The organism is Teretinema zuelzerae (assembly GCF_021021555.1).
GTDB classification, from domain to species: Bacteria; Spirochaetota; Spirochaetia; order Treponematales; family Treponemataceae; genus Teretinema; species Teretinema zuelzerae.
In genome coordinates, this window is the sequence record NZ_JAINWA010000001.1 from 567,360 (window position 1) to 593,570 (window position 26,211).

Genomic DNA, 26,211 nt, shown 5'->3' on the forward strand with positions numbered 1-26,211 from the left:
TGTTCAAGATATATCAATAATAAAGTTAGGGTGGTGTAATTTGTTACTTGATAAAGAGAAAGGATTCAGATGGTTATTAACCCCGGCACTAAAGCTCGTAGCCATCCTTATTGGGGCCTTACTCTTCGCGGGCTCATTCCCGAATCCGGTCATCACAGATGGAATACCATTCTTTGCCTGGCTAGCTTTTATTCCTGTTTTCTGGATAACCCGAAATTCTTCACTGGCCGGTTCAGCGTTTTACGGAATTGCCTATGCGGTGAGCGCATATGGATTGTTCAACTACTGGCTAAGTGTTTTCCATCCCTTGGCGGGCATGATCGTAGGAGGCATCTATGCAATATATTTCGCAATTCTATTTCCCTTGCTTACGTTTTCATATCGGCTTTATCCTGACCGCGGGTATGTCCTCCAGTGGATTCTATGGCTCTCGTATGAATACTTGCGAACATTAGGATTTCTCGGATATCCCTACGGAATAAGCGGATATACCCAATGGCGGATGATGCAAATTATTCAAATAGCCGATATTACGGGTGTCTGGGGAATATCCGCGCTCGTGGTTTTTCCTTCAGCCTATATTGCCGCATCTCTGCAAAACGGGTACAAAAATATCGGAAAGTTCGTACTTAAAGAGAAAATCATTCTTTTTGCTTGGCTTATAGCGATAGCATGCTCCCTGGTGTATGGCTTGTTCTCGCCCGTCGATTATTCCAAATCGCCCAAAAAAAGAATAACCCTGGTACAGCATAATAACGATCCATGGCAGGGCGGTATAAATACATATCGCGAGAATTTTTATACTCTGAGACGCTTATCCGATATTGCCCTCGCATCAAATAATAAACCTGATCTTGTTGTCTGGTCTGAAACGGCCTTTATTCCCCGCATTTTCTGGCATTCAACCTACCGTGAAGACCCGGAAGCATACCTCCTGGTAAAAGAATTGCTGGAGTATCTTGCCAAGCAGGACATCCCGTTTGTTATCGGAAATGATGATGGAAGAAAAGAGTCTACTCCCTCGGGGGATTGGGAGCGCGTGGACTATAACGCCGCACTTCTGTATATACAGGGGCAAGAAAGAGGTCTTTATCGAAAGAGGCATCTCGTTCCATTCACGGAACACTTTCCGTATCAGAAGCAATTTCCGGCAATCTATAGTGCGCTAAAGGCTGCCGATACACACTTCTGGAAAAAAGGAACAGAACCGACTGTATTCAGACTTCCCGAGTTTACGTTTTCTACGCCTATTTGTTTCGAGGATTCCTTCGGCTACATTTCCCGCCAATTCGTCGCAAATGGAGCGGATCTGCTTGTCAACCTTACCAATGACGCATGGGCAAAAAGCTTGTCAGCCCAAAACCAGCATCTCGGGATGGCCATATTCCGAGCCGTGGAAAACCGGCGATCTATGGTCCGCGCGACCGCATCGGGGCAAACATGCGCGATTGACCCGAATGGGCGAATCATTGATTTGGGTATTCCATTCAGCGAAACACAAATCACGGTAGAAGTTCCGATCTTCAATCGGAAAAGAACAATATACACACGATTTGGTGATTATCTTGGAGGCATTTTCCTTACCGCTGCAGGTCTCGCAATGGTATCCGCGATGAGAAAAAAAATCCACGGCAAATTACATCAAAGGGTCAGAACATAACTATCATTAAAAGCATCATGACTTTCTGAGCAAAAGGGCCGCGTTATAGTCGGTCATTTTATCAACGACAAGTTTTTTTTCTTCAACTTCGAGGTTGTTCGACTCAAAAACAAACTTTTGTATCACGTTTTCTGGTATAAGGCCTCCTTCTCCTTCGAGAATTCCCGAACTCATATGGGAAACACCCTTCTCAAAATACGTGTCCGAAACTAATCTGTTGCTTCGGTATTGTGGGGTCCAAGTAAATGCCTTTTCTTGAAAATTTCTTGAATAACAAATTTGAAATCCAATTAAAGCACCTCCTTTTGAAGAATACCAGACTATTAAATCAAAATAAGAGTTGAGATACCATTTTCTATATCCTTCATCATCACGTTGTCTGACAGTAAGGTTTTCCGTCAATTGTTCATGGTGCATTCAATAGCCTCCAGAATAAATAAATATCAATAGAAACATTTTCGAATAATCACTGTTTTAGTTGCACAACCAGAATAATGCAGGAAATAAAACAAATTATATGCACTGCTCTTAATTTAATGGAAATTTAGCTGCGCGCAAATAAAAAAGCATGCCAGAAAACGTATTCAAATTCTATTTAGTGCCTGTACGGTTTTGAATCATTAAAAAATTGATTATCCTCTTTCTTTAAACCCCGCAAGCATCGTCTCATCGGAGATAATTACAGGTTTTTACGAATATTACCCTATTTTATTTGAGTATTTAACTTTAATCAAAAAATTACCCGTTCGGGATTTATTTATTACCTGGATTCTATAGGTATTGATTTTTTTTTGATACAACACTTTTTCAAGGCATGCGAAATAACACCAAATCAGGTCTAGTTCCGCTAGTTTTATGGTAATTTTCATCGAATAGATGACGTTTTTTATTATTCTGTCTTTCTCGGTAAGGCTGGCATCTTCGAAATCTAGGAAAGCATGGGGAAGACCACTTCCCGGAGGAAGTTTCTCGGGGGAACCGACATACCGGAATGGAGGGAGATGTCTTCCGTCATCTGATTGTTCCTCTATTTCAAGGAGAACCTTCGGAAGCTCGTTCATGAGAAGGTCTGTTATGTCTTCAAGTAGTTTTTCTTCCGGTATTTCTATCATCAAAGGTTCAATTTCCGGTAAGCATCGATGTCCCTCAGCCGACTCTGGCTGTCCGGTATATCTTTATCCGTCCCACTCAAGGCTTCAAGGCGGTCACGTATCAGATCCAGGAGGCATGCCTTTATCAGTGCGGGCAGTTCACTCAGTTCATATCCATACCGGTAAGTAAACCTGATCATCCGGTCTGTTTCTCCTTGTATCCGGTATATCCGGTTACCATGCGCGTCGGGGCACTGGAAATCCCGGATGGCGCTTTCTGCGGTCAGTTGTAGTGAACTTCCGGTAGTGTCGTCCACAATTTCGATAATCTCCCGCACTGGGTACTGTTCGGGGTAAAATTCGCACCTCTCTGTCATTTGTTTCTCGGTTGTCGTTCCAGTCAGAAGATTTCTGTCAAGATACAAGCAAATCTCTTCAGATACTGCACTCAGGAAGAGGCGGTTTCGCTTTTCGTCGCGAGCGTCGAGTTCCAGAAGTTCGGCGACATCCTCAAATCTCATCAGATCCTGCATAGAGCCTCCATTTGACAAAATGGGGAAGAGGCATTCCTGCGCTCTTCCCCTCGTTAGTTCTTCTGTATGCCTTACACCCCGATGTATGCCACTGTTCCGCCCTCGATCACACATGCACCGTCGGTGTTCCTGATGTACAGTACCACCGGCCATCCGATCTCCTTTCCCGCCGTGAATCCCGGGCATTCCGCCTGCAGTATCGTCACGGCGCTTGCCGTAAGCGGTATCTCGGCGGTGCTTTCGGAGCTTGTATTGCCCATCAGGTAGAGCGTTACATTCGTTTGGGGGGCTATGCTTGTCCCGAGGGTCAGGTTCTCGCCGGTCTGGGCGCTGATCACCGTCGCCTTCGTTTCACCCGAAGGGAAGCGAAGCACTACCTGCCGACCGGTGACGGTCGCCGGGATTCCAGGAACGGCAATCACCGATCCTGCGGCAAGCAAGCTGAACTTGTACACGCCTTCGGTCTGCAGCACTTCAAGGTTTCCGCCCGGCGCCCCGGTCCGGCACCGGAGGTACGGGATGGTCACCCTCTGGTCCATCTGAGGAATTGCTGCATAGACGACTGCGACTCCCGCAGCTCCTTTCCGGGTAGGTATAGAGCCTGTCTTCATCAGGTTTGCGTTGTATCCCATACCTTACGCTCCCGTCTTCAGAAGGACCATGTTGCCCTTGGCTCTGGTCACGAGGAAGCCGTCGCGCTTCCGGAACCGCAAGAAAAGCTCGCCGTATTCGAGGGCTTCGGTCGTCGCGTCGAAGCGTTTTATCTCGACGCCCTTCCTGTTTCCGTGGATGATGCGCTTCGGGTTCATGAAGATCGCGAAGGAGCTGTTCGTCACGATGTCGCCCATCTGGGGGAGGATATGGCTTTCGGTATAGGCATAGCCGTCAACCGTGCCGGGCTTCCCGTCCGTCGGGCCGCGCCAGACCGGGCGGCCGTTCGCATCGACGATACCGGTCACATGCGCCAGAACCGATTCATGGAAGAACCACCGGCAGTCTTTCCGCTCTTCCGCCGGAACCATCAGCACCGCCTCGCGGAGGTCCTTGTACGTCAGGGCTGCAGCCGCAGCGCCCGAGATCACCTTCTGCTTGATGTCAGCGGCGTTGAATGCGCCGGTAAAGGGCGCATTGCTGGCAAGGAGACACTGCTTGTCGAACTCGAGGGCATAGGTCTCGGTAAACTCGTCCATGAACATGGCGCCGAGATCCACGAAGACGTCCTCCTCGAACTCGTCGTACCAGGGGATGAAGCCGGCAAGCGTGTATGCTTTCAGTTCTACCCGTGTCGCGCCCTGCGGCTTCGAGCCGTCGATCTTCTGTCCGTATGCGGTGAGCCATTTGAGCTCCACGCCGCCCCGGTCGCGCTGCGGGAGGAATATGCTCGGGCCCGTCATCGGGCGGTGCTTCACCAAGGGCATCATCACCGACTGTTTTGCGGCATCCTGCATGATGGCATTCTCGTAAATCGGGTTTATCAAAAACTGCTCGTTCGTCGCCATGTTACCCATCGGCTCGCCGAGGGCTGCTTTGGTGTTCGACAGCTGGAAACCCTTTTCCGCCGTCCACTGGAAATCTTTCGGGTTGTTCCAGTTGTCGCTTTTCAGGTTCGGCGTGCATTTCAGTTCCCCGAGGGCCTGCATGTTGCCTGTCCAGGCGGCGGCGATTGCCTTGCCCAGCTGGTATTGCACCTCCTGTCTGGTCAGTTCTTTCGGGTTTGCAGCGCTGCTTTTGAGCATCGTCCGGAATTCTTTCAGCGTAGCCTTCACGGCTTCGATCTCCGTTCCGGTCGCGCTCTTAACGCTTTCAAGCGTCTTCCCCATCTCGTCGAGAATCCCTTCCTTTTCCTGAAAATAACCGGCGGCTTCAGCCTCGTTGGTAAAGCCCGTATTTTCCACTCGCTTCATTCCCTTGAGCCTCAATTCAAGGGCCTGAAGCAAATCATCTCCCATGTATTCCTCCATATAAGCTGTCATTTGTTAAAGGCCAAAAGCTGGTCTTCCGGTTTGTTCCTGTCCTGTCTTGAAGAGAAAGTCCGGTAGGGTCGGATTCTCCTTGCGAACTTGTTTGCAGCGAATCCATTTGCAACGCAAACGGATTCGCGGGGACATTGCAGATCGAGAACTCGAGCAGTTCCTGTTTCCTGAATATCACGTCACATTTTTCCTCTGGATTGTGCCGGTGGTCGATGAACTCGACTTCAAGGAGGCGCAGGCCTACGCTGCCGGAACGGATGATTCCGTTTTTCACGCGCTCGCCGATGCCCCAGCCGAACTCGTCATAAGCCTTGTCGTTGAACCGTATAGTACCTGTCAGGGTGTCCTTTGCCTCCACATCGCTCGCGACGGCTATGGCCGGTATGCAGTGGTTATGCGCCCAGAGTACGACCGGGTTCATCAGGTAGTGCTCAAGGTCCCATCCGTTCTGGTCTATCCGCTCGTCGACGCGGTCAGAATCATAGGTGGAGAATATCCAGTGAAATGTATCCCCTGTATTTCCCGCATGGTCTGCATCCTTCATCAGGATACCGGAACTCACCAGCTCGATTTCTTCCCGCAGTTTCCCGCCCGTTCCGGTATGTTTTCTTAAAAATTCCATGAGCGACTTGTGTCCTATGCGCTCGTAGCGGTTCATTTCCTTTGTCCGGTAAAACACGCTCTATATTCCTCCCTGAAAATAGTTGTACATAAATGCGGTCTGGAGCATTTCAACCAATGAATTCGCTCCCATCTTGTCCTTTATGCTTTTGCGCATGTTTCCGACGGTTCCGGTTGTGACATGCATCGTATGTGCGGTACTCTTCACAGATATACCGTTCAGCGTCAGTTCGAGGCATTGTCTCTCTTTTGGGGTCAGATCAAAGAAATTCTTCTGGTCGGTCGGTTCCTGGTTGTTGAACGCGTCCCGGACATCCTTGGGGTAATACCTGAACTTGTTTCTGACGGCTGAAAGAACATTCTTGTATTCTGTTTCATTGTCGATATTCGCGTAGAGCACGTCGGCTCCGCTCGAGATAATCTTTTTCCCGGCGCAGGGGTGGATATAATGGGAAGCCATCACCACGATCTGGATACCCGGCTGCAGTTTCCTGATTCGGCTGATCTTCGATTCGATATCGAGGCCGATGTACAGGGCACTCAGAAAAATGGAATCGATCATATCGTTGTATTGCGCCAGTTCCTCTATGGTGCTGACGCTCTTGCATGCGGGCACTCCATAGATTTCCTGTACAAGCGGTGAAAAGAGCAATATGCCCTTACTGCAAAAGCCTACCATCATGACGTTACGGGTATCCATTTTAAGCTCCTCTGAAAACGTTTTTTTAGAGTTCTTTGGTATTTACCGGAATGACATTTGCGGGACGATACCAGGTATCGCCCCACACCTTTGGTTCCTTGCCGCGCTCAAGCAAAACATCGTTGACCGTTTTAAGGCCGGCGGTAATTTCCTCAATGTCTCTTTGGGACTGTGCGTCCTCGCTCTGCTGTAATTCCGGTATTGCGGAAAAATCAAATGTGCCGCGCTCCGCGAGGGCGAAGCGCCTGAAAAACTGCGACTCGACAATCTGCTCAAAATTCTTCAGTACCGGTATCAGGGTGTATTTCCAGAAAGCTGCGTGCTGCGACTCGGTGTCGCTTCCAGAAAGGCTCGATTTAACGTCCTGAATGTTTGCGACCCTCGGCGGGATGCCGTATTTTGCAAGAATTGTGTACAGATTCCATCGTTTGAGATCAAAGAGTTTGAGCACATCGGGGGAGAAGGTCAGCGGCTTGAATTCCGTGCCCTTGCCGATCACCGCAATCTTTCGGTTCTTTGAACTGGCGCCGTACTTGCGTTCCCATCGGGCCTCGATCAGATCGGCTTCCTCCTCGCGGATCAGCTGGTCAGTCTTGAGTATCCCTTGCGGAATCGCGTTATGTTTAAGAAGGTCTGTGTTTGATTTGTTTGCCCAGGTATCCTGATCAAGCTCGTACCGGAGAGATACGAGCGGCGTCACGCCCCGCCAGGGATTCCAGGGATTCCAGTCCCTGAAATGGATTATCTCATCCGGCAGGAGAGGCACCACATCGCCGTCGCTCCCGTAAAACCACCGGACAACACTTCCGTTCGCGACCTGCATTGTCATGCGCCGCGGATTCAGGACAAAAATACTGTCGGGCAAACCGCCCGAATAATCATTCCCGAAATACCAGAATGCCTCACCCTCAAGGAACCACCATGCGGCGGTTTCTTTCCATAGATCGAATCGGTTCAGAAAGGGATTTGGCTCATTGAAAAGGTCGAATACCTTTCCCCCTGTCGCCGCCTGTCCGTTTTTCTTGATGACATACTCGGTCCGTCCGATATTCCTCATCAGGATCCCGATAGCGATATTCACCCAGGCATGGGACAAATAATAGTCCTGATTTGCCCCTCTTGAAGCGAATTCCCCGAAGGGATCTTCTTTTGCCATTTGCGCGGTAAAGGAAAAGCTTTCGATACTTTTTCGTATTCCGGAAACAAGAGAAGACAAACGCATCAGATTTTCGCGTCCTTCACTACGAAAACAGACGCCTTTGTCTGTTTTATACCCTTTTGTCCTCCTGTGCTTTTTAGATAATTATTTATCGACATATTAACGCCTCTCGTCATAAGATTTATCACTGCTGTCCAAGATAATTTCATAGACAAAACTCAAATTGCATACAACTGACATCTGGAGCGTGAACAGAAACTGGCGGCGACGACCCGGCAAACCAAAGGTTCAAATCAATACGTTGGAATAATGAAACAGAGATTTCCGAAATAAAATGTGTGAAGCATTTCGTTATACTGCCTGTCGATTTTTTGAGCATTATATACAAAAGGTAAACGATCATAGCAATCCAAATCTGCGTTTTTACCGCATTCTCAGAGGTTCCATAAAAACGTTTTATTTTCAGGTTTTGCTTAATAGTTTTGAAAAAGAGTTCTATGTGCCAACGCTTTCGGTATATTTCAGCAACCTTTTCCGCGCTGCAGCTTATCATGTTCGTAAGTAAAATAATTGCGCTTCCAGTCTCATTATCAACGGTCCGAATACGCCTGAGTTCATTTGGGCATTTGCTTTTTGCAACCTGGCCGGTAAACTGAATGATATGGTCGCTCGATATCTTTGTGGTATGCGTTTTTCTTCGTTTAATTACTTTGTAGGAGGCATTATCTTTAAGTCTGGTAACGAAATAGACACCGTTATCACAAAAATCAGAAAACTGAGCGTAGTTATTGTATCCCTTATCAAAGGTAACAATATCGCCTTTCTTAAGATTCATTTTTCCAAGCGTATTGTTCTCATGCTCTTCTGCATTAGTAATGAACAAATATTCCGGAACTGATTCGCCAACGTCATATTTCACATGGATCTTAACACCGCTTTTTGTCGATCTGAATTTCGCCCATGGGAAATCATTCAGAGAAAATCCGATTGTGGTTGCATCTACGGCATACAGTTTCTTTTCCGTCAACTTACGTGCGCCGCGCTCAAGCGTTGAAAATAATTGATAATACAAGGACTCGAAAAACTCGGAGCCGTGATTTTTATTTGCGTATGAAATCGTTGATCGTTTTATTTCTTTGTTCAGGCCGAGATGGTAAAAAGATTTTTTTTGGCAATTCATTGCATTTTGAATACTACGCAGGCCGTTTTGTCTAGTTATTTGCGCAAAGGCCATGACAACGAATTGATCCCATGTATTGAAATCTTTTCGGAATTTGTCTGATTCCATCGTTTTGCACAGTTTATCAAATTCAGGTCTCTTAACTTGTGATAGAAGCTGTCCAAAAAGTGTGTTATAGTTATTCATACCCGATTTCCTTTTGTGGTAAAGGTTTGTGTGGTAACAAAACTGTATCACGGAAATCGGGTTTTTAAAATAGTTCTATTTATCTTGGACAGCAGTGAAGATTTATTAAACTTTTCAGGTCAATTACACACGACGCCATACTGCACATGGCTGAAAATCGCATACCTCATCGCGTCCATGTAGTGGTCATTCACCTTCACGATCTGGTTTCCTTCGTCCCGGGCGTAGTCCGCAATTTCCTGCAATACGCCGGTGCACTTCACGCTCACAAAAAACCGGTTCCGTTCCATCAGGGCGCAGATGTAATCAATCCCCGAATCGACGGAATTGTTCGCCTTCACACCGCCAGTGATCTCCTGTATCCGCTCGCCGCCCGCCGGATCGCAATAGGTCGGAAACAAATCCGCTTCGTTCTTGTCGTTCCGGTACCACCCGAGGTCTGTCAGCTCCTCGTTGAAAGTCCTCGTCGGCATGTTGTACGCGCCGTAGTCGGCGATCAGGTAGACGCTGTTCCCGATCCAGCCCACCTTCACATTCGTGATGTTCAGGCCGAAATCCTGTCCCGCCGTCACGAAGTCAAACTGCTCGGGTATCCTGTCTTGCGGAAGGATCATTTCCTCCCGGAACTTCTCGTACACGACGCCGTCGGCCTTTACCCACAGTCCGTCCCGGAAACGCGCACGCTGCTTTTCGGGCATCGTGTCCAGAATGTCGCTTATGTAATCCTCAGCAAGATTCCCCGCATTGTCGGCGGGGTTCAAAACCATGGATACATAGAGGTCCGGTTTAACGAGGGGCGTATCGGTCCGCGCCTCGATCTTCCTGATGAATACCTTGTACGCCCAATGCATGGGAGACGCCGGATTGCAGTCATACAGAAAAAGGTTCCTGCATCCCGGAACGTGCATTGCAAGGCGGCTGTAGGCGACGTTTACTGCCGCATACGAAATCTGGCTCACCTCGTTGAAGTAGATCGTGTTGTACTCGTGCCCGAGTATCTTGTCGACCTGTTCCTTGTCCCCGAGCCCGCCGATCCATATTTCCGAGCCGTTCCACATCTTGATGTAGTTGTCATGGACGACAAGCTTGTACCGCGCGTTCCCCACGATCTTGTCGAGCCAGGGAACGAGGGTTTCGTGCAAGACCGAACTCCGCGCGTCCTTCGTCCGGAGGCGGCAGATCAGGTGCCGGCTCCCCGCATACCGTATCGCCCGGAAAATGATGACGATCACGAGGATCGTCGTCTTCCCGCTCCGCGATCCACCGAAGAGCAGAATATGTTTTGCGCCGCTTTTCAGAAGTTTCAGTGCTTCCCGTTGCACGCGCGTCGGCAGGAATACCTTATCGGATAGGAGCATCACAAGCCCTCGAAGTCCTGCACAAAATTGATCTCAAGCTGCCCGCTTATCGGTTTTCCGTCCCCGGACCCGTTGCCGTCCGCCGCGTGGGCCTTGCCGAAAATCGTCCGCTCGATGTCAATGGAGTTTTTCAGCCAGTCGATCACGTTCGACTGCGTCAGCTCCTCGGGGTCAAACCCCGCCAAACGCTTCTCGACAATGCTCAGCACCTTCTCGGTAATCTTCTGGTACATCTTCTCGCGCTCTCCGTACTCCCGCTCCCGTTCGGCTCTCTTCAGTCCGTCGAGATACACGTCATACGCGCCGCAGCGCTTTACCCAATCGAACTTTGCCGACCACTTGCACCAGACCCCGTAGCGTGTCCGGGAGATCCCGTTCAGCGCGATCGCCTTCAGGATCCCCCGGTCCACACCGTAGTCCCGGTACATGCAGAACGCGTTCCACGACGCATTTGTTTCATCGGGACTTCTTTCCCACAACTCGGAAATTGATCACCTCCCTGCGCCTCACGCTGCGCCTGTGCTATTTTCCCGGCTCAAGCTCAAGGGCACACAATGAACGGATAATCCTGATGCTGTTCTCGTACTCCTGCACCCACTCGGCATTTCCCGTTTCAATCGCGTGCGCCTTCCGCTTCTCCAGAAACTTCACCGCCTGCCGGATACCATCCAGCGTCAGATACGGCTTCTTCATTTTGCCTCTCCTCTCCTTTTTTTGTTTTACGTGCCCCTACAACACAAAAACAAAAAACCTCAAGTTATTTCAGGGCTAACTGTAAACCCGTTCGGAAACAATTTTTATGTGTGTTTTTACGACAGGTTTTTCCCTTTTCTCGCAAAAATACGAAAAAGGCAATCTGGCATGGTGTTTCTTGCGGTGAGAACGAAGAGGTTCGCATTTTGCTGTATGGCCCATCGTGTTTCTAACGGGGGAGGGGCAATTATATGTCCGGTGCCGGAACCCCACAAGGCCAAGCAAGCGTCGTCGTCGCTTCGACGATTACGTCTCCGCTCCTAGCCGGCCTTGCGTGAACCCGGCACCGGACAGAAACTATTTTTCGCCCCCGTTAGAAATCTTAAAGGGCGAATCTCGTCCTTCGAGAAAAAAAATGACCAAAGGAGAACGCTATGGCAGACTTAGCAATTCAACAGGACGCGCGCGCGGAAACAGTCGAGAGGATCGAAAGCCGATTCGAGCAGAAAGGTTCAAAGGCGTTTTATGGGGATCAGGATATTTTTCTGTATCCCGCCGTTTTCGGTTCCGGCGGAACCGTCTCGTTCGACGTTTCGCGCACCGCCTGGCAGCACGGCATACAGACACCGCTTCACCTGTCTGCATCCCTGTATTGCCGGTGGATACTCAATCCGCATTGGAATCCGGTAAAAACAGTCGCGGCGCTTTGTCACGCATTCCTGTACCATGTCGACCTGGACAACGAAGGACAAAGAAAATTGCTCTTCACGTTTCCGGCATTTTCGCCAGTCGAAGGAATCATCGGGGTCCCGGTTCGGGCGACAATCAACGGATTCAGGACCGAATACATTTTCATCGAAGGTGACGAAGAATAAAAAAAGGCCGGTCAGGGAATATGAACTGACCCCACAAAAGTGGACAGTGATTTAAGCAGTTTGACTGAAATGGCTCCTGTAAGCAACAGGGGCCATTTTTAATTTTGTCTGAATTCGTTCTTTATTATAAAAATCGACATATTTACGAATCTTTTCCTCAAGCTCTTCTCGTGTTTTTGGCTTGATCCTATGAATTAATTCGCTTTTCAAATGGCTGAAGAAATTTTCCATAACTGCGTTATCCCAGCAATTTCCCCGCCTGGACATGCTTTGTATTGCTCGCTTTTCGCTCAATAAATTACTGTAAGCCAGCGACATATAATGCCCTCCTTGATCGCTATGAATCAGAAGGTTTTCTGTAAGCCTGTGTGCAAATGCATCCTTGATCGTTTCTAACACGAAAGCTATTCCAAAATCCGAGCTGATCCGATATGCGACCAGTTCATTGTTGTAAAGATCAAGAAGCGCGGACATATATAATCGTTGAGAACCGGACTGAAGATAGGTTATGTCGGTTACCCACTTCTGGTTCGGTTTCTCAGCGATAAAGTTCCGATTCAATATATTTGGCTTTGCCCCTTCAATAACGAATGATGATTTCGGATAGTTAAACCTTTTACGTCTGATTACAGCCTGAAGATCATTTGCTTTTTGAAGTCGTGCAATCCGTTTGTGGTTGACCGGGTAATGTAACTGTGCTTCGATAGCGATTTTCATTCGTCGGTATCCATACGTCAGACTAGTTTCGGTTTGAATAGCCCGCATACATTGCACAAGAGCATGGTCTCCATCGGACTCCTTGTCTGTTGCCTTTAAAAACTTGTAGAATCCGCTTCTTGAGACGCAAGCGACAAAACAAAGTTCTCTAATGGGATATTGGGATTTCAATCGTTTGATGATTCTGAATTTGTCTTTTTTTTTAAGTCCACACGATTTTGAAGATACTTGAGAAGCTCGGTTTTGTACGCCAGCTCGACCTTCAATCTTTCATTTTCCATTCTTAGACTAGATTCAAGGTCATCGCGCACAGTGATTTTTTGTATTTTTGTTGGACGGCCGCGTTTCATTGCCAGTGGCTCTCCTGCTATATAGCGTCTTGTCCATTTTATAACGTTTTCTGAGCTAATGTGATAGATACGGCTGAGCTTATTGATTCCGTATCCGTCTTCCAGCCGTTTCTTGACTATGAATTCTTTGAACTCGATAGAGTGTTTTCTGAATTTTTGTCCTTTCTTGGACATAAAAAGACCCCCTGAAGTGTCTACTTCTAGGGGGTCAGTTCAATAATCCCCGACCGGCCCCGATCAATCCGATTATGCAACCTTTTTTCTGTAAATTTCGTTCAAAGCAGGTCGGTCGGTTGACTCAGGCAAGTACCGTTTGTCATTCTGCCACTGGTCGTTTTGTTCGATCAGCATAGAAGCCGCAAGGCGAAGTAAACTCTCGGCGTTCGGGAAAACACCCACTACTTTCGTTCGCCTGTTAATCTCCTTCATCTGGCGTTCTGCCAGATTCGATGTTCGCATCTTCCTCCTGTGATTTTCAGGGATGTTGAATACACTCAATCCTTCCCGTATATTTACATCGGCCCAAGCCGCTAAACGCGGATGGGTTTTTTGATATTTTTCAACGAGCTGTTGCAAATATCGTTCTGCATTCTCGCGGTCAGGCGCATTGAACACCTTCCGAATATCGGCGGCTACCAGCGGGATGTCATCTTTTTTCGTGACGTAGGAGTGGGCATTCTGCTGCAGATGAAACTGGCAGCGTTGCCACAGAATTCCAGGGAAGACAGCATCGATTGCAGCGCGAAGTCCTGAGTGGTCATCACTGGTGATCATTCGAAGGCCGTGCATCCCTCGTCGTACGAGATCCTCGAGAAAGGAACGCCAGTTTACCTCTGCCTCACTGTTCGCGACTTCGGCGTCAAGAATATGCCGATTCCCGCTGTAATCAACGCCAATAGCCACTAGAAGAGCCTGCTTGACCACCTGGGAACCGACGCGCACCGATTCATAGGTCGCATCAAGTACCAAGTATTGAATCTGTCCGACAGGCTGCGCCTTCCAAGACGTAATCTCTTCATCGAGCTCCTTTGCCAGCCTGCTGACCTGGGACGAGCTGACTTCGGTGCCACAAAGAATTTCGACGATATCCGAGACCCTGCGGGTACTTACTCCTTTGACATACATTTCGGCGATGGCGAGCTTGAGAGCACGCTCACTGCGCATGCCTTTCTCGATGCAGCTGGGGTAAAACTCCATCCCGCGAACTTGTGGTACTTTCAAGAGGACTTTCCCGGTCGCAAGATTGAGCGTCTTGTCTTTAAATCCATTGGCATGCCCAGTACGCTCTTCCGTGCGTTCATATGGTTCGGCGTTGAGAGCCTTTGCTCGCTCGATCTTCATGGCCTCATTGACGACCACTTCGATAACACGAGAAAATTTATTGTCCCCATTCGCTGCCAGCATCTGGATCACTTGCTCCAAAAGTGTATATTCTGATTCGTAGGCCATCGGGTTCTCCTTATGGTTGGTTTGGTCACTTACCATTTGAGCCCGATCGGCCTGCTTTTTTCAACCCAATTTACAGAAAGAATTGTACACTAACCTTCCGTGCGTTCATATGGTTCGGCGTTGAGAGCCTTTGCTCGCTCGATCTTCATGGCCTCATTGACGACCACTTCGATAACACGAGAAAATTTATTGTCCCCATTCGCTGCCAGCATCTGGATCACTTGCTCCAAAAGTGTATATTCTGATTCGTAGGCCATCGGGTTCTCCTTATGGTTGGTTTGGTCACTTACCATTTGAGCCCGATCGGCCTGCTTTTTTCAACCCAATTTACAGAAAGAATTGTACACTAACGTAACGATCATTTTGTTGGTTTTGATGGTGTATATACAAAAGTTGATAGCGATACATGGAACCAAGCAGTTTTTTTTGAAAATATTTGGCTGGTTTTTTTTATACTGGCAATTATCTCAATCCTTTACCTATCTTATGGCTTTTTCCTCGTGAAACATTATCAGCATTATAAAGACAAGCTCTTAACTTTTTTTAAGAATAAGGAATAAGATGACAATATAATTTTTTTAGAATTATAAGATGAAATCCTCTTTAGTATGTTGTTGATAAAAGTTCAAGTTAAGCTTCAAGCGCCATCCAGCGGGAGGGGGAGGCGCTCGCTGGCTTTCAAACCAAGTAAGCTTGTCCGCTTGAACTGCTTTTTTTTATTTCTCCGCGTCTGGAGATCAGAAATTTATTATTATGCCCTTGACTTCATATGAACTACAAGGTATATTCAAGTATGTGGAAAGTAGTTGCAACGGATGAATATCTTAAGTGGTTCGGTTTGCAGGATGGAGATTCTAAGGAATCTATACTTTCCAAGGTAATTCTATTAGAGGAATTTGGTCCTTCCTTGGGACGACCACATGTCGATACTTTAAAAGGTAGTTCTATGAGAAATCTGAAGGAACTTCGCGCTCGAACTACTTCACATGTTCTTCGAGTTTTGTTTTACTTTGATGAAGATCGGCAAGCGTTACTTCTTATCGGTGGTGACAAGAAAGGGAAAAACGAAAAGGAATTTTATGACCGGCTTATACACCAGGCTGAATCCTTGATAAAGCGATACCGGCATTAAGGAGGTTCTGAATGGCAACAGCAAAGAACGCGGTTAAGAGTATGGAATCTTCGATGACTGCAGATCAGATTAAACGCGCACGAAATGAGGCTGAACGAGAAATACTATCAATTCGTCTTTCCGAGCTTCGGGAACGCCGTGGGATTAAACAGTCGGAAATGGGCTCTTTTAGCCAGACTGCTGTATCCAAATTGGAACGACGAAAAGATATGAAGCTATCAACATTAATTGAATATCTTGATGGAATTGGAATGGGTCTGGAACTTCGTGTATATCCAAAAGAAACAAACGGGATATCTGAAACAGAGATGCTTCTTAAGGTATAGCCCGAATGTGATTAGTGGTAAGAATGTCGAGTACAGATTTCCTTGATTCTTTACCATGATCTTTGACATGACTTTCGCCTTTAAGTAACGCTGGAAACGCTCGCCGGTACTACGATAGCGCGATTTCGGGAGACCGAAAGCGCACACTACTTCAACGCCCGCTGGTACGATTCAGATACCGGCCGATTCATCACCGAAGACCCCATCAGGGACGGCGAGAACTGGTACGCGTATTGCAGCAATAACCCGGTGATGTGGGTTGATCCGACGGGGTTGATAACAAAGGCTGCGCATTATGCTAGGAATAAGTTGCAGGAAAAGGAAACGTTTTTAACGCGTGATGAAGCAATAGAAAATGGTTATACTCAACTAGGTATTGATGATGGTATAGAGAATGCAGAAGGGTTAGACCGTTATCATGAAATGGGCAATAAACATGATGGTACGATATATGGCAATGGAAATGATAAATTTATAAAACCAAGTGTTGATGGGAAAGGTTCTTATGAACTTGTCTTTGATAAAAATGGTAACTTGGTAACAGACTCCATAAATGGAGGAACGTATAATTTTTCAGATTCAGGATAATCAGTTTTAGGTCACATCATTAATGACATGATTCCATATTATTTATGGGGAAATGATGAGACTGATAAAAAAACCACAAACATTTTCCAACGTGTCTTTGGGACCTATAAAGGGGAAATTTCAATCAAAGAAGAGGTAAAAGATTGTACCATAGATTGATGAAGTCATGTGTTACCATTATTGGGTTCATTTTACTCTGTTCTACGGGGTATAGTCTTCCTATGATGGACTTTGAAAGATATCGCTCTTTTCATACGCAAACAGAACCTCAACTTTATAAGATTGTTGAAACTGGTAATTTAACAAGTGATACTCTCTTGCAGTATACAGTCGATGATATTATTTTTGTTCTTATTCTTGAGTCTTCGTCAAATGAGATTAAGGGAGAAGATATAAAAAAGGATCTTGCAGTAAGTAACTATGTGTTACGTGTTTTTACAAAAAAGAAAGCAAATTTTATTTATCGCATTAAATCCATGAAATATCGTGCACCAGACTTTTGTGACGATGTAAGTAGTCTTGTTTACTATCAAGATCATAATGCTACTGGAAAGCAAACTCCCTTTCGTGTTTTCAATAAAAATATGGATTATCAGTATTCTGTTATACTAGGTGGGTATTTTAAATATCCTCGACCAAAGGATATGAGATTCTCGATTGATATCGTACTAGAAGTTGAATGTGAGGAGAAGTTAACTACTCACTCATTTACATTTAATTATTCATTGACAATGAAGGATCATTGGATTCGTTTAAAATCATGAGATATACACTTATTAAAGTCAGATCATAAAGGTTATTGAATATTTGGTTATTAAACATGTTAACACCCAATGTCGATAAAAGTTCAAGTTAACCTGCAAGCGCACTGACTGGAATCAGAATAATTCTGAGAGCTGTGCTTGTCAGGTTGAACTGCTTTTTTTATTGCTCCGCGTCTGGAGAACAGAAACCAAATCCTAACGATGCTTCAACTTGACACCCCGGCTGTGCCGTTAGTGTACAATTCTTTCTGTAAATTGGGTTGAAAAAAGCAGGCCGATCGGGCTCAAATGGTAAGTGACCAAACCAACCATAAGGAGAACCCGATGGCCTACGAATCAGAATATACACTTTTGGAGCAAGTGATCCAGATGCTGGCAGCGAATGGGGACAATAAATTTTCTCGTGTTATCGAAGTGGTCGTCAATGAGGCCATGAAGATCGAGCGAGCAAAGGCTCTCAACGCCGAACCATATGAACGCACGGAAGAGCGTACTGGGCATGCCAATGGATTTAAAGACAAGACGCTCAATCTTGCGACCGGGAAAGTCCTCTTGAAAGTACCACAAGTTCGCGGGATGGAGTTTTACCCCAGCTGCATCGAGAAAGGCATGCGCAGTGAGCGTGCTCTCAAGCTCGCCATCGCCGAAATGTATGTCAAAGGAGTAAGTACCCGCAGGGTCTCGGATATCGTCGAAATTCTTTGTGGCACCGAAGTCAGCTCGTCCCAGGTCAGCAGGCTGGCAAAGGAGCTCGATGAAGAGATTACGTCTTGGAAGGCGCAGCCTGTCGGACAGATTCAATACTTGGTACTTGATGCGACCTATGAATCGGTGCGCGTCGGTTCCCAGGTGGTCAAGCAGGCTCTTCTAGTGGCTATTGGCGTTGATTACAGCGGGAATCGGCATATTCTTGACGCCGAAGTCGCGAACAGTGAGGCAGAGGTAAACTGGCGTTCCTTTCTCGAGGATCTCGTACGACGAGGGATGCACGGCCTTCGAATGATCACCAGTGATGACCACTCAGGACTTCGCGCTGCAATCGATGCTGTCTTCCCTGGAATTCTGTGGCAACGCTGCCAGTTTCATCTGCAGCAGAATGCCCACTCCTACGTCACGAAAAAAGATGACATCCCGCTGGTAGCCGCCGATATTCGGAAGGTGTTCAATGCGCCTGACCGCGAGAATGCAGAACGATATTTGCAACAGCTCGTTGAAAAATATCAAAAAACCCATCCGCGTTTAGCGGCTTGGGCCGATGTAAATATACGGGAAGGATTGAGTGTATTCAACATCCCTGAAAATCACAGGAGGAAGATGCGAACATCGAATCTGGCAGAACGCCAGATGAAGGAGATTAACAGGCGAACGAAAGTAGTGGGTGTTTTCCCGAACGCCGAGAGTTTACTTCGCCTTGCGGCTTCTATGCTGATCGAACAAAACGACCAGTGGCAGAATGACAAACGGTACTTGCCTGAGTCAACCGACCGACCTGCTTTGAACGAAATTTACAGAAAAAAGGTTGCATAATCATCGTTACCTTTGATATACCCCAAGCTAGCTCTTCCTCCAATATCATTGGTATACAAGCCAAAAATAATTCCTACTGAAAAAGAAATAACTAGCTGTATCACTGCATAAATCTTAAATACTTTACTCATTTCATTGCCCTTTCAAAAATAGAATTCCAATCAAACGCAAATTTTACTCCAAGACCAGCCCCTGCGGGAGCACCTTCGACTTTTAGTGTTTTTGGTCCTACTTCGAATCCAGCACCAACTCCTACAAATCCAAATATTTTGGCATTTACACCATAATCTTTAAATTGCCCACCGACTTGAACCGCAGAAGCTTTTGCTTTTACAATTAATGCTCCATCCTTTATTCCAAAGACACCTTCTGCAACAAAGGTACTCGCTGATGCATCAACAGGAGTTTTAGGAATTGATAATTTTAAATCTGCACCACCAACTACTTTACCTGAAATGTATAGATTTCCTTTTAGTACATTTATATTTGTTGTAACCTCATAACCCACAGCCTTCGAGTTTAACATCCCTTTATCTTCAGCTAGATATTTTGATGTAGAGAAATCGTTTGAAATGTTATCAAGGGAATCACTTACATCATTAACAACCGCTTTTGTCGCTTCTTTTGTTAAATCAGTCATTAATACCGAAGACTGTTTATTTCCAGATACTGCATCATGGAATAAATTTACAACCTTCGCAAATGGATCAATAACGCTAACCATATCCCAAAGATTCTGTAATGAAAAAATATCATTACAGCCCCGTGGGATCTGTGAACATCACCGGGTTATTACTGCAGTACGCGTACCAGTTCTCTCCGTCCCTGATGGGGTCTTCGGTGATGAATCGGCCGGTGTCGGAGTCGTACCAGCGGGCGTTGAGGTAATAGAGGCCGGTGGTTTCATCAGAATCTTTTCCGGTGAATTTCAGACCAAGGTTACTGTATGAATCGGATGAGACGACCGTGAAATCGCCGAAGGGAGACGCGTCGGCGGTCCATACAGGGATTCCTTTTGAATCAGTCATCAGAATCGTGGACGAAAGATGGTCGGTGCCGTAGAACAGGACTTCGCCCTTCTCCACTCTCGCCAGATGCCGTTCCTTCAAGAACACATACTGAACGCTTTCCTCTTCTCCCGCCTCCTCAAGAATCTTTCCTGATAGATCGAACACGTAATCGGTCCGTTTCGTTCCGCCTACTGTCTTCGATACCCGTAGCCCGTCAATATCATAAACGTACTCGACTACCTTGTCCACGGAATTCTTCACAGGGTCGTACTTGCTCACTGAATGAAGCCGGTTCTTCAGGTCGTACTCATATTCCCAATACTCGGCACCAGCGATCCCGTTAGGTACCGTGACAACGCCGAGCTCGCCCTTAACCGTTCCCTTCTTTATCAGATTTCCATTCTTATCATATTGATAATAGTACTTTCCGTTTGTCCACAAAAGGTCGGAGTCGGAGTAATACTCATAGCTATCGCTCTTCACTGCTGTCCAAGATAATTTCATAGACAAAACTCAAATTGCATACAACTGACATCTGGAGCGTGAACAGAAACTGGCGGCGACGACCCGGCAAACCAAAGGTTCAAATCAATACGTTGGAATAATGAAACAGAGATTTCCGAAATAAAATGTGTGAAGCATTTCGTTATACTGCCTGTCGATTTTTTGAGCATTATATACAAAAGGTAAACGATCATAGCAATCCAAATCTGCGTTTTTACCGCATTCTCAGAGGTTCCATAAAAACGTTTTATTTTCAGGTTTTGCTTAATAGTTTTGAAAAAGAGTTCTATGTGCCAACGCTTTCGGTATATTTCAGCAACCTTTTCCGCGCTGCAGCTTATCATGTTCGTAAGTAAAATAATTGCGCTTCCAGTCTCATTATCAACGGTCCGAATACGCCTGAGTTCATTTGGGCATTTGCTTTTTGCAACCTGGCCGGTAAACTGAATGATATGGTCGCTCGATATCTTTGTGGTATGCGTTTTTCTTCGTTTAATTACTTTGTAGGAGGCATTATCTTTAAGTCTGGTAACGAAATAGACACCGTTATCACAAAAATCAGAAAACTGAGCGTAGTTATTGTATCCCTTATCAAAGGTAACAATATCGCCTTTCTTAAGATTCATTTTTCCAAGCGTATTGTTCTCATGCTCTTCTGCATTAGTAATGAACAAATATTCCGGAACTGATTCGCCAACGTCATATTTCACATGGATCTTAACACCGCTTTTTGTCGATCTGAATTTCGCCCATGGGAAATCATTCAGAGAAAATCCGATTGTGGTTGCATCTACGGCATACAGTTTCTTTTCCGTCAACTTACGTGCGCCGCGCTCAAGCGTTGAAAATAATTGATAATACAAGGACTCGAAAAACTCGGAGCCGTGATTTTTATTTGCGTATGAAATCGTTGATCGTTTTATTTCTTTGTTCAGGCCGAGATGGTAAAAAGATTTTTTTTGGCAATTCATTGCATTTTGAATACTACGCAGGCCGTTTTGTCTAGTTATTTGCGCAAAGGCCATGACAACGAATTGATCCCATGTATTGAAATCTTTTCGGAATTTGTCTGATTCCATCGTTTTGCACAGTTTATCAAATTCAGGTCTCTTAACTTGTGATAGAAGCTGTCCAAAAAGTGTGTTATAGTTATTCATACCCGATTTCCTTTTGTGGTAAAGGTTTGTGTGGTAACAAAACTGTATCACGGAAATCGGGTTTTTAAAATAGTTCTATTTATCTTGGACAGCAGTGATCGCTCTTGATATCGGTCGCCATGACGCTCTTACCGGTTCTATTTCCCTTGGAGTCGTACATGTAGAACTCGTTTCTGCCGCCCACTATGCAATACGCCTTGATTGCGTCCGAACTGGATACCCTGAAAGTCGATATAGACGTATCCGGGGAGCCGTCCTGCATCATCTCGTTGTAATGACAGTGAACTTTCATATATCGGGCATAGATGGGAGTTTTCAGGACAATCGTGATCACTCCGGTAGAAGAGTCAATCTTGACGACAGGATTCTCGACAACGTCGTAATAGCCGTCATTATTGAACATCGCCGTATGGATAGAAAGCGTTTCGGGGGTGATTCTATGATCAACCCTGGCAGGCGTTATCTCAACCTTGGATATCCGTTTCGGATAGGTGTAATCGATTACCAACGATGACGCTGAATTATCCAGAACAACAGTATCAGAGACCGGTACGGCTTCCTCTAACCCGAGAACATCCTCTTGCGCGTGCATGGCTTTTGCGTAATCAATGGGAAGCTCTTCAGCCAACGCATCTCCAATAATACTGGCAGAAATAAGCTGATTTTTAACATCGTATCCATACGCATCGCCATTTCGCGCTGTCATATTGCCGGCTCTGTCATAAGAATACTCGAACCCTGGAAGAAGAAGGCTTGTATCAGTGCTTGTATACTGAAGCGAAGAGAGATACCCATTATCCTTGTAATCATAGGCAACAGAGATGCCATTTTTTTGCTGATATGACTTGAGATAACCAACTTCGTTGAATGAAAAGCGTGAAGCATAATCAGTGACTTCTTCAAGCTGTCCAAGACTATTCCATTTCTGGTTCACCTTGAGACCGCTATGAAAATCGATCCCGGTTAATCGATTGAGCGTATCGAATGAATATGATGTGCCATAGGTCTTTCCTGAAAGTATTACCCTTTAGGGGTGCATTTCATTTTTACCAGTGCAAAACGACTTGTTTACCAGTGCAAAACGATTTATTTACCAGTGCAAAACGACTTGTTTACCAGTGCAAAACGATTTATTTACCAGTGCAAAACGATTTGTTTACCAGTGCAAAACGATTTGTTTACCAGTGCAAAACAGTTTGTTTACCAGTGCAAAACAGTTTGTTTACCAGTGCAAAACGACTTGTTTGCCAGTTGTAAACGAGTCATTTACCATTTGAGCCCGATCGGCGGGCTTTTTTTCTACCCATTTTACAGAAAAATTGTACATGAACACATTTATAGCTATTCGTGTGTACTTTTACCGTACAAAGCGGTATACTTTGTTATGAAGGAGAGACATTATGCAAACATCCGCTTCAATCAGGTCTGATCGAATCGACGTACGAACAAATCCGGAAGTTAAATCGATCATCGAACGAGCAGCCCAGCTCAACCATAAAACTATATCCGCTTATATTCTTGAATCTGCGCTGCAAAAGGCCCGTGAAGATATTCGTGAAACCGAAAAAATGAGCCTCTCAGAAGCTGAGCGCGAGTCATTCTTCGCTGCCCTTATGAATCCGCCGGAGCCTAATGACGAACTCAAATCGCTCTTAAGCAATCCTTGAGGACGTGCTAGCATGCAGCTCTCGCTTGTGCCTATAACCAAAGAACTCCAAAAGGTCCCCTTTGATTGCGGTTACCCCGACTTGAACTCCTATTTTAAGCATTACGCCCTAAAAAATGATACTCTCATGATTGGTAAAACCTTCGTAGCGATCGATGATTCGGGAATCGTTACTGGATTCATGACATTTTCAAATGCCCGGATTGAAGCAACCAACCTTCCAGAATCTATTACACGTAAACTACCTCGTTACCCGGTACCTGCGTTCCGTATCGGAAAACTGGCCGTTGATTCTCGATTCCAGGGAATGGGAGTTGGATCATGGCTTCTGAAAATGGCGCTGCAACGAGCGCTTGATGTTTCGACATCGGTTGGAATATTCGCCGTATTAGTCGATGCAATAGACGAAAAAGCAAAAGACTTTTATCTCCGTTACGGATTTATTCCTATGGATGATCATCCACTCACATTGTATTTACCGCTCGCCACTATTCGACAGGCGAGAGAATCATAGCGTGAGAAAACCTGAACAGGGCGGCTTCAGCCGGCCGGTCGCCCTTTTGTATATTCGGCAAACCGGCTGCCGGCGAATCGGGATCGCGGAGTTATTCCGGCTGATTTCCGGCGTAGAAACGAAGATACCGCGCGAGGTTCGGGTGCCAGTAGGCGGCGTTATGCGCGCCCGGAGCGGAGAAGAAGGCGACGTCGGCCTTCCGTTCCGAAAGAACGTCGGCGAGTTCCTTGCATCCGGCGAAGAGGGAATCGTCCGCGCCGCAATCAACGAACACGCTCATGCCGCGGAGATTTTTCTTCCGCGCGAGCGCGATCGGGTCGACTTCGGCCGTTTTTCGGGGTTTCGCGTAGAGGAAGTAATCAGGGATTTGCGGTCCTCTGAGCGCGGGGCTGTGTCCGCCGACTCGCGCGAAAAGCTCCGGATGTCTGAAGCCGATATGAAGGGCGGCGAATCCGCCCATCGAGATCCCGCCGAGGCTCCGTTCTGAGCGTTCCTTCGAAGCGCGATAGCGGGTTTCCGCGAGGTACATGACTTCCTTGAGGAAGTACGACTCGTAGGGGCCGCTGAAAAGCGCCCGTTTCGGCGACGGCCCGTTCATGGCGGGTTTTCCCGAATCGATCCCCCAGCTGTTGTCCATCCGCGGCGCGATAATGATTGTCGGCTTCATCAATCCCAGCGCGATAAGCCTGTCGGCTACCTCGCCCAGCTTGTGATATTCGAACCATTCGATTTCGTTGTTGCCGAAACCGTGAAAGAGATAGAGTACGGGCCACTCGCGTTCGCTCGAGTATCCCGGGGGGAGGTAGGCGTAGAGAGCCATCGTCTTTCCGAGAATCGCGCTGTGAAACTCGATTCGCTCGAGTCCCGGCTCAGCCGGGAGAGGGGGCAATTCGGCGGTCGTACGCTTGAACGCGGAATCGCACGAGCAGAGCGCGAAAATAGCGGCGAGAGCGAAGAAGGAAGCCGACAGTCGCGAGAAGGCGGCGGCGGGTTTTGCATCGTGAATGATCATGAGTACTCCTTGCGTCGCATGGAACGCGGGCTCGGCGCTACCGATACGTCGATCGGATCATGAATGTTTTGCCGCAGTTCGGACATTTCGATCTCATTTCCATACCCCGAGCGTAGACCCTCTCCGCCCGGGCGTCAACCCGATTCTTCCAAAAAAAATTTTCTCAAAGAACATGCCGCAGTACGCGTTCCGGTGCTCCCTGTCATGGCGGCGATCGTGTAATAGATACGGGGATGCGCCGGAAAAGGCCGTTGCCCGGTTTTCGGCGCCGGGGCGTTAAAGTCTGCCCCGATACTTCCCGGAATTCCCTGCGGGATCTGAACGCGGAGGGAAGAAGGCGGACGGTTTGCAAAGGAAGGGGGAGGCCGCAACCATGTGCGGCCGGGGGGGAAGGCTGAGAATGCCGAAAGGCAGTCTCTTCCCCCTCGTATGGTCGCGCTTCACTCGCTTGGAGAACCTTCGTTTATTATGGCGCCGGCGGAGCGGAGATCGGCGAGCCAGAGCCGCTGGGAAGGAGTCCAGCTGATAGGGCTGCCTTCCAGGTTGAGGGTTTTGAGATTTTTCAGGGCGGTGAACGATTCAGGGAGGCGGGTCAGGCTGTTGCCTTTTGCGACGAGGTACTCGAGGGAGGCGCAGGAGCCCAGGCTTGGGGGAAGCTCGGAGAGGCCGTTATCGGAGAGGGCCAGTTCGCGCAGGTTGCGGAGACGATCGAAGACGTCGGGCAGGGAGGCGAGGCGATTTCCGTACAGGGAGAGTTCCCGCAATCCGGACAGTTCGCCGATTCGGGGAGAAAGGGTTCGGAGGCGGTTTCCTCCGAGGGTGAGGATTTCAAGGCGTCCGAGGCGGCCGATCCACTCGGGCAGCTCCGCGATTTCGTTCTGAAACAGAACCAGAATCTTGAGGTTTTCGAAGCCGGCGAGCCAGGAGGGCGCCTCTTTCAAGCCCATGCGGGCGAGCGCGAGTTCCTCGAGGCCGGTTTTTTCGCGCAGCCATAAAGGAAAATCGCCGAGGGGATTCCCGCTCAGGTTGAGGGTCTTCAGCTGCGAAAGGTTCTTGATGCAGTCGGGCAGGTCGGTAAAGCGGTTGTCGATTAGGGAGAGGGATTCCAGGCGAGGAAGAGCGCAGAGGGAAGGCGGCAGAGCGCGAAGCCTGTTGCGGTTCAGGTCGAGCCTCCGCAAGCCGGAGAGACGCCCGATCGAAGGAGGAAGCGTTTCCAGTTTTTTATTGTTGAGGCGGATCTCCGAGATCTCCCCGTCTTCGCAGGCGTAGCCGAAGTGTTTGTAGTCGAATCGTTCAACGCGGGGAAGGCTTTCGCCCAGGAGGGCTTCAATGTCGTCAAGAAATTCTCTCATGTTTCGAAAGTACGGATAAATCGGGCAGCAATCAAGCGGAGGAGAAAGGGATGCGACGCGCCGCCGGAGGCAAGCCCATCAAAGCCGGCGCGTTTCATGAATCCCGCGAAGGGT

Annotated in this window: 30 protein-coding genes and 2 pseudogenes; 10 read left to right on the forward strand and 22 right to left on the reverse strand. The window is 47.3% G+C overall.

Annotated features, from left to right (window positions below):
* Positions 1–40: 40 nt before the first annotated feature.
* Positions 41–1,660 carry an apolipoprotein N-acyltransferase gene (gene lnt / locus K7J14_RS02595; protein WP_230752738.1) on the forward strand — a complete coding sequence of 540 codons (1,620 nt, stop codon included), beginning with the start codon at positions 41–43 and terminating at the stop codon, positions 1,658–1,660.
* Positions 1,661–1,675: 15 nt separating this feature from the next.
* On the opposite strand, the gene K7J14_RS02600 is transcribed toward lnt, so the two are convergent.
* The 12 genes from K7J14_RS02600 to K7J14_RS02655 form a co-directional block, all read right to left on the reverse strand.
* Complete coding sequence (locus K7J14_RS02600; protein ID WP_230752740.1) at positions 1,676–2,077, reverse strand: hypothetical protein; 402 nt, start codon at positions 2,075–2,077, stop codon at positions 1,676–1,678.
* A 281-nt stretch (positions 2,078–2,358) separates the two neighbouring features.
* Entirely contained in the window at positions 2,359–2,772 is a 414-nt protein-coding gene (locus tag K7J14_RS02605) for a hypothetical protein (RefSeq protein ID WP_230752743.1), read from the reverse strand.
* Entirely contained in the window at positions 2,772–3,284 is a 513-nt protein-coding gene (locus tag K7J14_RS02610) for a hypothetical protein (RefSeq protein ID WP_230752746.1), read from the reverse strand. Before K7J14_RS02610 ends, K7J14_RS02605 begins: the two co-directional genes overlap by 1 nt.
* A 71-nt stretch (positions 3,285–3,355) precedes the next feature.
* Positions 3,356–3,916, reverse strand: coding sequence for a hypothetical protein (locus tag K7J14_RS02615; RefSeq protein ID WP_230752749.1), 561 nt, complete (start codon positions 3,914–3,916; stop codon positions 3,356–3,358).
* 3 nt (positions 3,917–3,919) lie between these two features.
* Positions 3,920–5,233: a phage major capsid protein gene (locus K7J14_RS02620; RefSeq protein WP_230752751.1), complete on the reverse strand. Its 1,314-nt coding sequence runs from the start codon at positions 5,231–5,233 to the stop codon at positions 3,920–3,922.
* The gene (locus K7J14_RS02625; protein ID WP_230752754.1) at positions 5,223–5,936 is read right to left on the reverse strand and encodes an HK97 family phage prohead protease; all 714 of its coding nucleotides are present in this window, start codon (positions 5,934–5,936) and stop codon (positions 5,223–5,225) included. Before K7J14_RS02625 ends, K7J14_RS02620 begins: the two co-directional genes overlap by 11 nt.
* A 3-nt stretch (positions 5,937–5,939) precedes the next feature.
* Positions 5,940–6,578 carry a helix-turn-helix transcriptional regulator gene (locus K7J14_RS02630; RefSeq protein ID WP_230752756.1) on the reverse strand — a complete coding sequence of 213 codons (639 nt, stop codon included), beginning with the start codon at positions 6,576–6,578 and terminating at the stop codon, positions 5,940–5,942.
* Positions 6,579–6,603: 25 nt separating this feature from the next.
* On the reverse strand, positions 6,604–7,734 hold the full coding sequence (locus K7J14_RS02635) for a phage portal protein (protein WP_230752759.1): 1,131 nt from the start codon (positions 7,732–7,734) through the stop codon (positions 6,604–6,606).
* A 208-nt stretch (positions 7,735–7,942) separates the two neighbouring features.
* Positions 7,943–9,103 carry an IS4 family transposase gene (locus K7J14_RS02640; RefSeq protein WP_230752762.1) on the reverse strand — a complete coding sequence of 387 codons (1,161 nt, stop codon included), beginning with the start codon at positions 9,101–9,103 and terminating at the stop codon, positions 7,943–7,945.
* A gap of 119 nt (positions 9,104–9,222) precedes the next feature.
* The gene (locus tag K7J14_RS02645; RefSeq protein ID WP_230752764.1) at positions 9,223–10,461 is read right to left on the reverse strand and encodes a phage terminase large subunit; all 1,239 of its coding nucleotides are present in this window, start codon (positions 10,459–10,461) and stop codon (positions 9,223–9,225) included.
* Positions 10,461–10,940, reverse strand: a complete 480-nt coding sequence (locus tag K7J14_RS02650; RefSeq protein WP_230752766.1) for a hypothetical protein — start codon at positions 10,938–10,940, stop codon at positions 10,461–10,463. Before K7J14_RS02650 ends, K7J14_RS02645 begins: the two co-directional genes overlap by 1 nt.
* 43 nt (positions 10,941–10,983) lie before the next feature.
* The gene (locus K7J14_RS02655; RefSeq protein ID WP_230752769.1) at positions 10,984–11,154 is read right to left on the reverse strand and encodes a hypothetical protein; all 171 of its coding nucleotides are present in this window, start codon (positions 11,152–11,154) and stop codon (positions 10,984–10,986) included.
* 434 nt (positions 11,155–11,588) lie between these two features.
* Here K7J14_RS02655 and K7J14_RS02660 point away from each other — a divergent pair, with 434 nt between their 5' ends.
* A complete protein-coding gene (locus K7J14_RS02660) occupies positions 11,589–12,029 on the forward strand; it encodes a hypothetical protein (RefSeq protein WP_230752771.1) in 441 nt (146 codons plus the stop codon).
* A gap of 51 nt (positions 12,030–12,080) precedes the next feature.
* Here K7J14_RS02660 and K7J14_RS02665 read toward each other — a convergent pair whose 3' ends face one another.
* The 4 genes and pseudogenes from K7J14_RS02665 to K7J14_RS02680 all read right to left on the reverse strand — a co-directional run.
* Positions 12,081–12,917 carry an IS3 family transposase gene (locus tag K7J14_RS02665; RefSeq protein ID WP_230752775.1) on the reverse strand — a complete coding sequence of 279 codons (837 nt, stop codon included), beginning with the start codon at positions 12,915–12,917 and terminating at the stop codon, positions 12,081–12,083.
* Positions 12,914–13,270, reverse strand: coding sequence for a hypothetical protein (locus tag K7J14_RS02670; protein ID WP_230752777.1), 357 nt, complete (start codon positions 13,268–13,270; stop codon positions 12,914–12,916). The genes K7J14_RS02665 and K7J14_RS02670 overlap by 4 nt, the downstream gene beginning before the upstream one ends.
* Before the next feature lie 72 nt (positions 13,271–13,342).
* Entirely contained in the window at positions 13,343–14,545 is a 1,203-nt protein-coding gene (locus K7J14_RS02675) for an IS256 family transposase (RefSeq protein WP_230752658.1), read from the reverse strand.
* A gap of 95 nt (positions 14,546–14,640) precedes the next feature.
* Positions 14,641–14,802 (reverse strand): annotated as a pseudogene (locus K7J14_RS02680) (IS256 family transposase); the annotation flags it as partial.
* Positions 14,803–15,338: 536 nt separating this feature from the next.
* Between K7J14_RS02680 and K7J14_RS02685 the strand changes: the two are divergent.
* The 6 genes and pseudogenes from K7J14_RS02685 (at position 15,339) to K7J14_RS02705 (ending at position 18,882) form a co-directional block, all read left to right on the forward strand.
* A complete protein-coding gene (locus tag K7J14_RS02685) occupies positions 15,339–15,677 on the forward strand; it encodes a type II toxin-antitoxin system RelE/ParE family toxin (RefSeq protein WP_230752783.1) in 339 nt (112 codons plus the stop codon).
* An 11-nt stretch (positions 15,678–15,688) separates the two neighbouring features.
* Positions 15,689–16,003 carry a helix-turn-helix domain-containing protein gene (locus K7J14_RS02690; protein ID WP_230752786.1) on the forward strand — a complete coding sequence of 105 codons (315 nt, stop codon included), beginning with the start codon at positions 15,689–15,691 and terminating at the stop codon, positions 16,001–16,003.
* Between the two features lie 114 nt (positions 16,004–16,117).
* Positions 16,118–16,267, forward strand: a pseudogene (locus K7J14_RS16330) (RHS repeat-associated core domain-containing protein); the annotation flags it as partial.
* 45 nt (positions 16,268–16,312) lie between these two features.
* On the forward strand, positions 16,313–16,591 hold the full coding sequence (locus K7J14_RS02695; protein ID WP_230752788.1) for a hypothetical protein: 279 nt from the start codon (positions 16,313–16,315) through the stop codon (positions 16,589–16,591).
* A gap of 221 nt (positions 16,592–16,812) precedes the next feature.
* Positions 16,813–17,355 (forward strand): hypothetical protein, encoded by a 543-nt coding sequence (locus K7J14_RS02700; RefSeq protein ID WP_230752791.1) that lies wholly within the window; start codon positions 16,813–16,815, stop codon positions 17,353–17,355.
* A gap of 324 nt (positions 17,356–17,679) precedes the next feature.
* Positions 17,680–18,882, forward strand: coding sequence for an IS256 family transposase (locus K7J14_RS02705; protein ID WP_230752658.1), 1,203 nt, complete (start codon positions 17,680–17,682; stop codon positions 18,880–18,882).
* Positions 18,883–19,009: 127 nt separating this feature from the next.
* Here the strand turns inward: K7J14_RS02705 and K7J14_RS02710 are convergent, their stop codons facing one another.
* The 4 genes from K7J14_RS02710 to K7J14_RS02725 form a co-directional block, all read right to left on the reverse strand.
* The gene (locus K7J14_RS02710) at positions 19,010–19,606 is read right to left on the reverse strand and encodes a hypothetical protein (RefSeq protein ID WP_230752794.1); all 597 of its coding nucleotides are present in this window, start codon (positions 19,604–19,606) and stop codon (positions 19,010–19,012) included.
* A gap of 31 nt (positions 19,607–19,637) precedes the next feature.
* The gene (locus K7J14_RS16205) at positions 19,638–20,375 is read right to left on the reverse strand and encodes an RHS repeat-associated core domain-containing protein (RefSeq protein WP_230752797.1); all 738 of its coding nucleotides are present in this window, start codon (positions 20,373–20,375) and stop codon (positions 19,638–19,640) included.
* A gap of 17 nt (positions 20,376–20,392) precedes the next feature.
* Positions 20,393–21,553 carry an IS4 family transposase gene (locus tag K7J14_RS02720; protein WP_230752762.1) on the reverse strand — a complete coding sequence of 387 codons (1,161 nt, stop codon included), beginning with the start codon at positions 21,551–21,553 and terminating at the stop codon, positions 20,393–20,395.
* A 79-nt stretch (positions 21,554–21,632) separates the two neighbouring features.
* The gene (locus tag K7J14_RS02725) at positions 21,633–22,181 is read right to left on the reverse strand and encodes a discoidin domain-containing protein (RefSeq protein WP_230752800.1); all 549 of its coding nucleotides are present in this window, start codon (positions 22,179–22,181) and stop codon (positions 21,633–21,635) included.
* A gap of 772 nt (positions 22,182–22,953) precedes the next feature.
* On the opposite strand from K7J14_RS02725, the gene K7J14_RS02730 reads away from it, so the two are divergent.
* Entirely contained in the window at positions 22,954–23,220 is a 267-nt protein-coding gene (locus tag K7J14_RS02730; protein ID WP_230752802.1) for a type II toxin-antitoxin system TacA family antitoxin, read from the forward strand.
* 12 nt (positions 23,221–23,232) lie between these two features.
* Positions 23,233–23,733, forward strand: coding sequence for a GNAT family N-acetyltransferase (locus K7J14_RS02735; RefSeq protein ID WP_230752804.1), 501 nt, complete (start codon positions 23,233–23,235; stop codon positions 23,731–23,733).
* A gap of 91 nt (positions 23,734–23,824) precedes the next feature.
* On the opposite strand, the gene K7J14_RS02740 is transcribed toward K7J14_RS02735, so the two are convergent.
* Together K7J14_RS02740 and K7J14_RS02745 are read right to left on the reverse strand one after the other, a co-directional pair.
* Positions 23,825–24,745, reverse strand: a complete 921-nt coding sequence (locus K7J14_RS02740) for an alpha/beta hydrolase (protein WP_230752806.1) — start codon at positions 24,743–24,745, stop codon at positions 23,825–23,827.
* A gap of 440 nt (positions 24,746–25,185) precedes the next feature.
* Positions 25,186–26,097 carry a leucine-rich repeat domain-containing protein gene (locus K7J14_RS02745; RefSeq protein ID WP_230752809.1) on the reverse strand — a complete coding sequence of 304 codons (912 nt, stop codon included), beginning with the start codon at positions 26,095–26,097 and terminating at the stop codon, positions 25,186–25,188.
* Positions 26,098–26,211: the final 114 nt, after the last annotated feature.

Coding starts and splice junctions, on each gene's coding strand:
- K7J14_RS02600 (WP_230752740.1), bottom strand. CDS start 2,077: ATGCACCATGAACAATTGACGGAAAACCTTACTGTCAGACAACGTGAT.
- K7J14_RS02605 (WP_230752743.1), bottom strand. CDS start 2,772: ATGATAGAAATACCGGAAGAAAAACTACTTGAAGACATAACAGACCTT.
- K7J14_RS02610 (WP_230752746.1), bottom strand. CDS start 3,284: ATGCAGGATCTGATGAGATTTGAGGATGTCGCCGAACTTCTGGAACTC.
- K7J14_RS02615 (WP_230752749.1), bottom strand. CDS start 3,916: ATGGGATACAACGCAAACCTGATGAAGACAGGCTCTATACCTACCCGG.
- K7J14_RS02620 (WP_230752751.1), bottom strand. CDS start 5,233: ATGGGAGATGATTTGCTTCAGGCCCTTGAATTGAGGCTCAAGGGAATG.
- K7J14_RS02630 (WP_230752756.1), bottom strand. CDS start 6,578: ATGGATACCCGTAACGTCATGATGGTAGGCTTTTGCAGTAAGGGCATA.
- K7J14_RS02635 (WP_230752759.1), bottom strand. CDS start 7,734: ATGGCAAAAGAAGATCCCTTCGGGGAATTCGCTTCAAGAGGGGCAAAT.
- K7J14_RS02640 (WP_230752762.1), bottom strand. CDS start 9,103: ATGAATAACTATAACACACTTTTTGGACAGCTTCTATCACAAGTTAAG.
- K7J14_RS02645 (WP_230752764.1), bottom strand. CDS start 10,461: ATGCTCCTATCCGATAAGGTATTCCTGCCGACGCGCGTGCAACGGGAA.
- K7J14_RS02655 (WP_230752769.1), bottom strand. CDS start 11,154: ATGAAGAAGCCGTATCTGACGCTGGATGGTATCCGGCAGGCGGTGAAG.
- K7J14_RS02660 (WP_230752771.1), top strand. CDS start 11,589: ATGGCAGACTTAGCAATTCAACAGGACGCGCGCGCGGAAACAGTCGAG.
- K7J14_RS02670 (WP_230752777.1), bottom strand. CDS start 13,270: ATGTCCAAGAAAGGACAAAAATTCAGAAAACACTCTATCGAGTTCAAA.
- K7J14_RS02675 (WP_230752658.1), bottom strand. CDS start 14,545: ATGGCCTACGAATCAGAATATACACTTTTGGAGCAAGTGATCCAGATG.
- K7J14_RS02685 (WP_230752783.1), top strand. CDS start 15,339: ATGTGGAAAGTAGTTGCAACGGATGAATATCTTAAGTGGTTCGGTTTG.
- K7J14_RS02690 (WP_230752786.1), top strand. CDS start 15,689: ATGGCAACAGCAAAGAACGCGGTTAAGAGTATGGAATCTTCGATGACT.
- K7J14_RS02700 (WP_230752791.1), top strand. CDS start 16,813: ATGATGGACTTTGAAAGATATCGCTCTTTTCATACGCAAACAGAACCT.
- K7J14_RS02705 (WP_230752658.1), top strand. CDS start 17,680: ATGGCCTACGAATCAGAATATACACTTTTGGAGCAAGTGATCCAGATG.
- K7J14_RS02710 (WP_230752794.1), bottom strand. CDS start 19,606: ATGGTTAGCGTTATTGATCCATTTGCGAAGGTTGTAAATTTATTCCAT.
- K7J14_RS02720 (WP_230752762.1), bottom strand. CDS start 21,553: ATGAATAACTATAACACACTTTTTGGACAGCTTCTATCACAAGTTAAG.
- K7J14_RS02730 (WP_230752802.1), top strand. CDS start 22,954: ATGCAAACATCCGCTTCAATCAGGTCTGATCGAATCGACGTACGAACA.
- K7J14_RS02735 (WP_230752804.1), top strand. CDS start 23,233: ATGCAGCTCTCGCTTGTGCCTATAACCAAAGAACTCCAAAAGGTCCCC.
- K7J14_RS02740 (WP_230752806.1), bottom strand. CDS start 24,745: ATGATCATTCACGATGCAAAACCCGCCGCCGCCTTCTCGCGACTGTCG.
- K7J14_RS02745 (WP_230752809.1), bottom strand. CDS start 26,097: ATGAGAGAATTTCTTGACGACATTGAAGCCCTCCTGGGCGAAAGCCTT.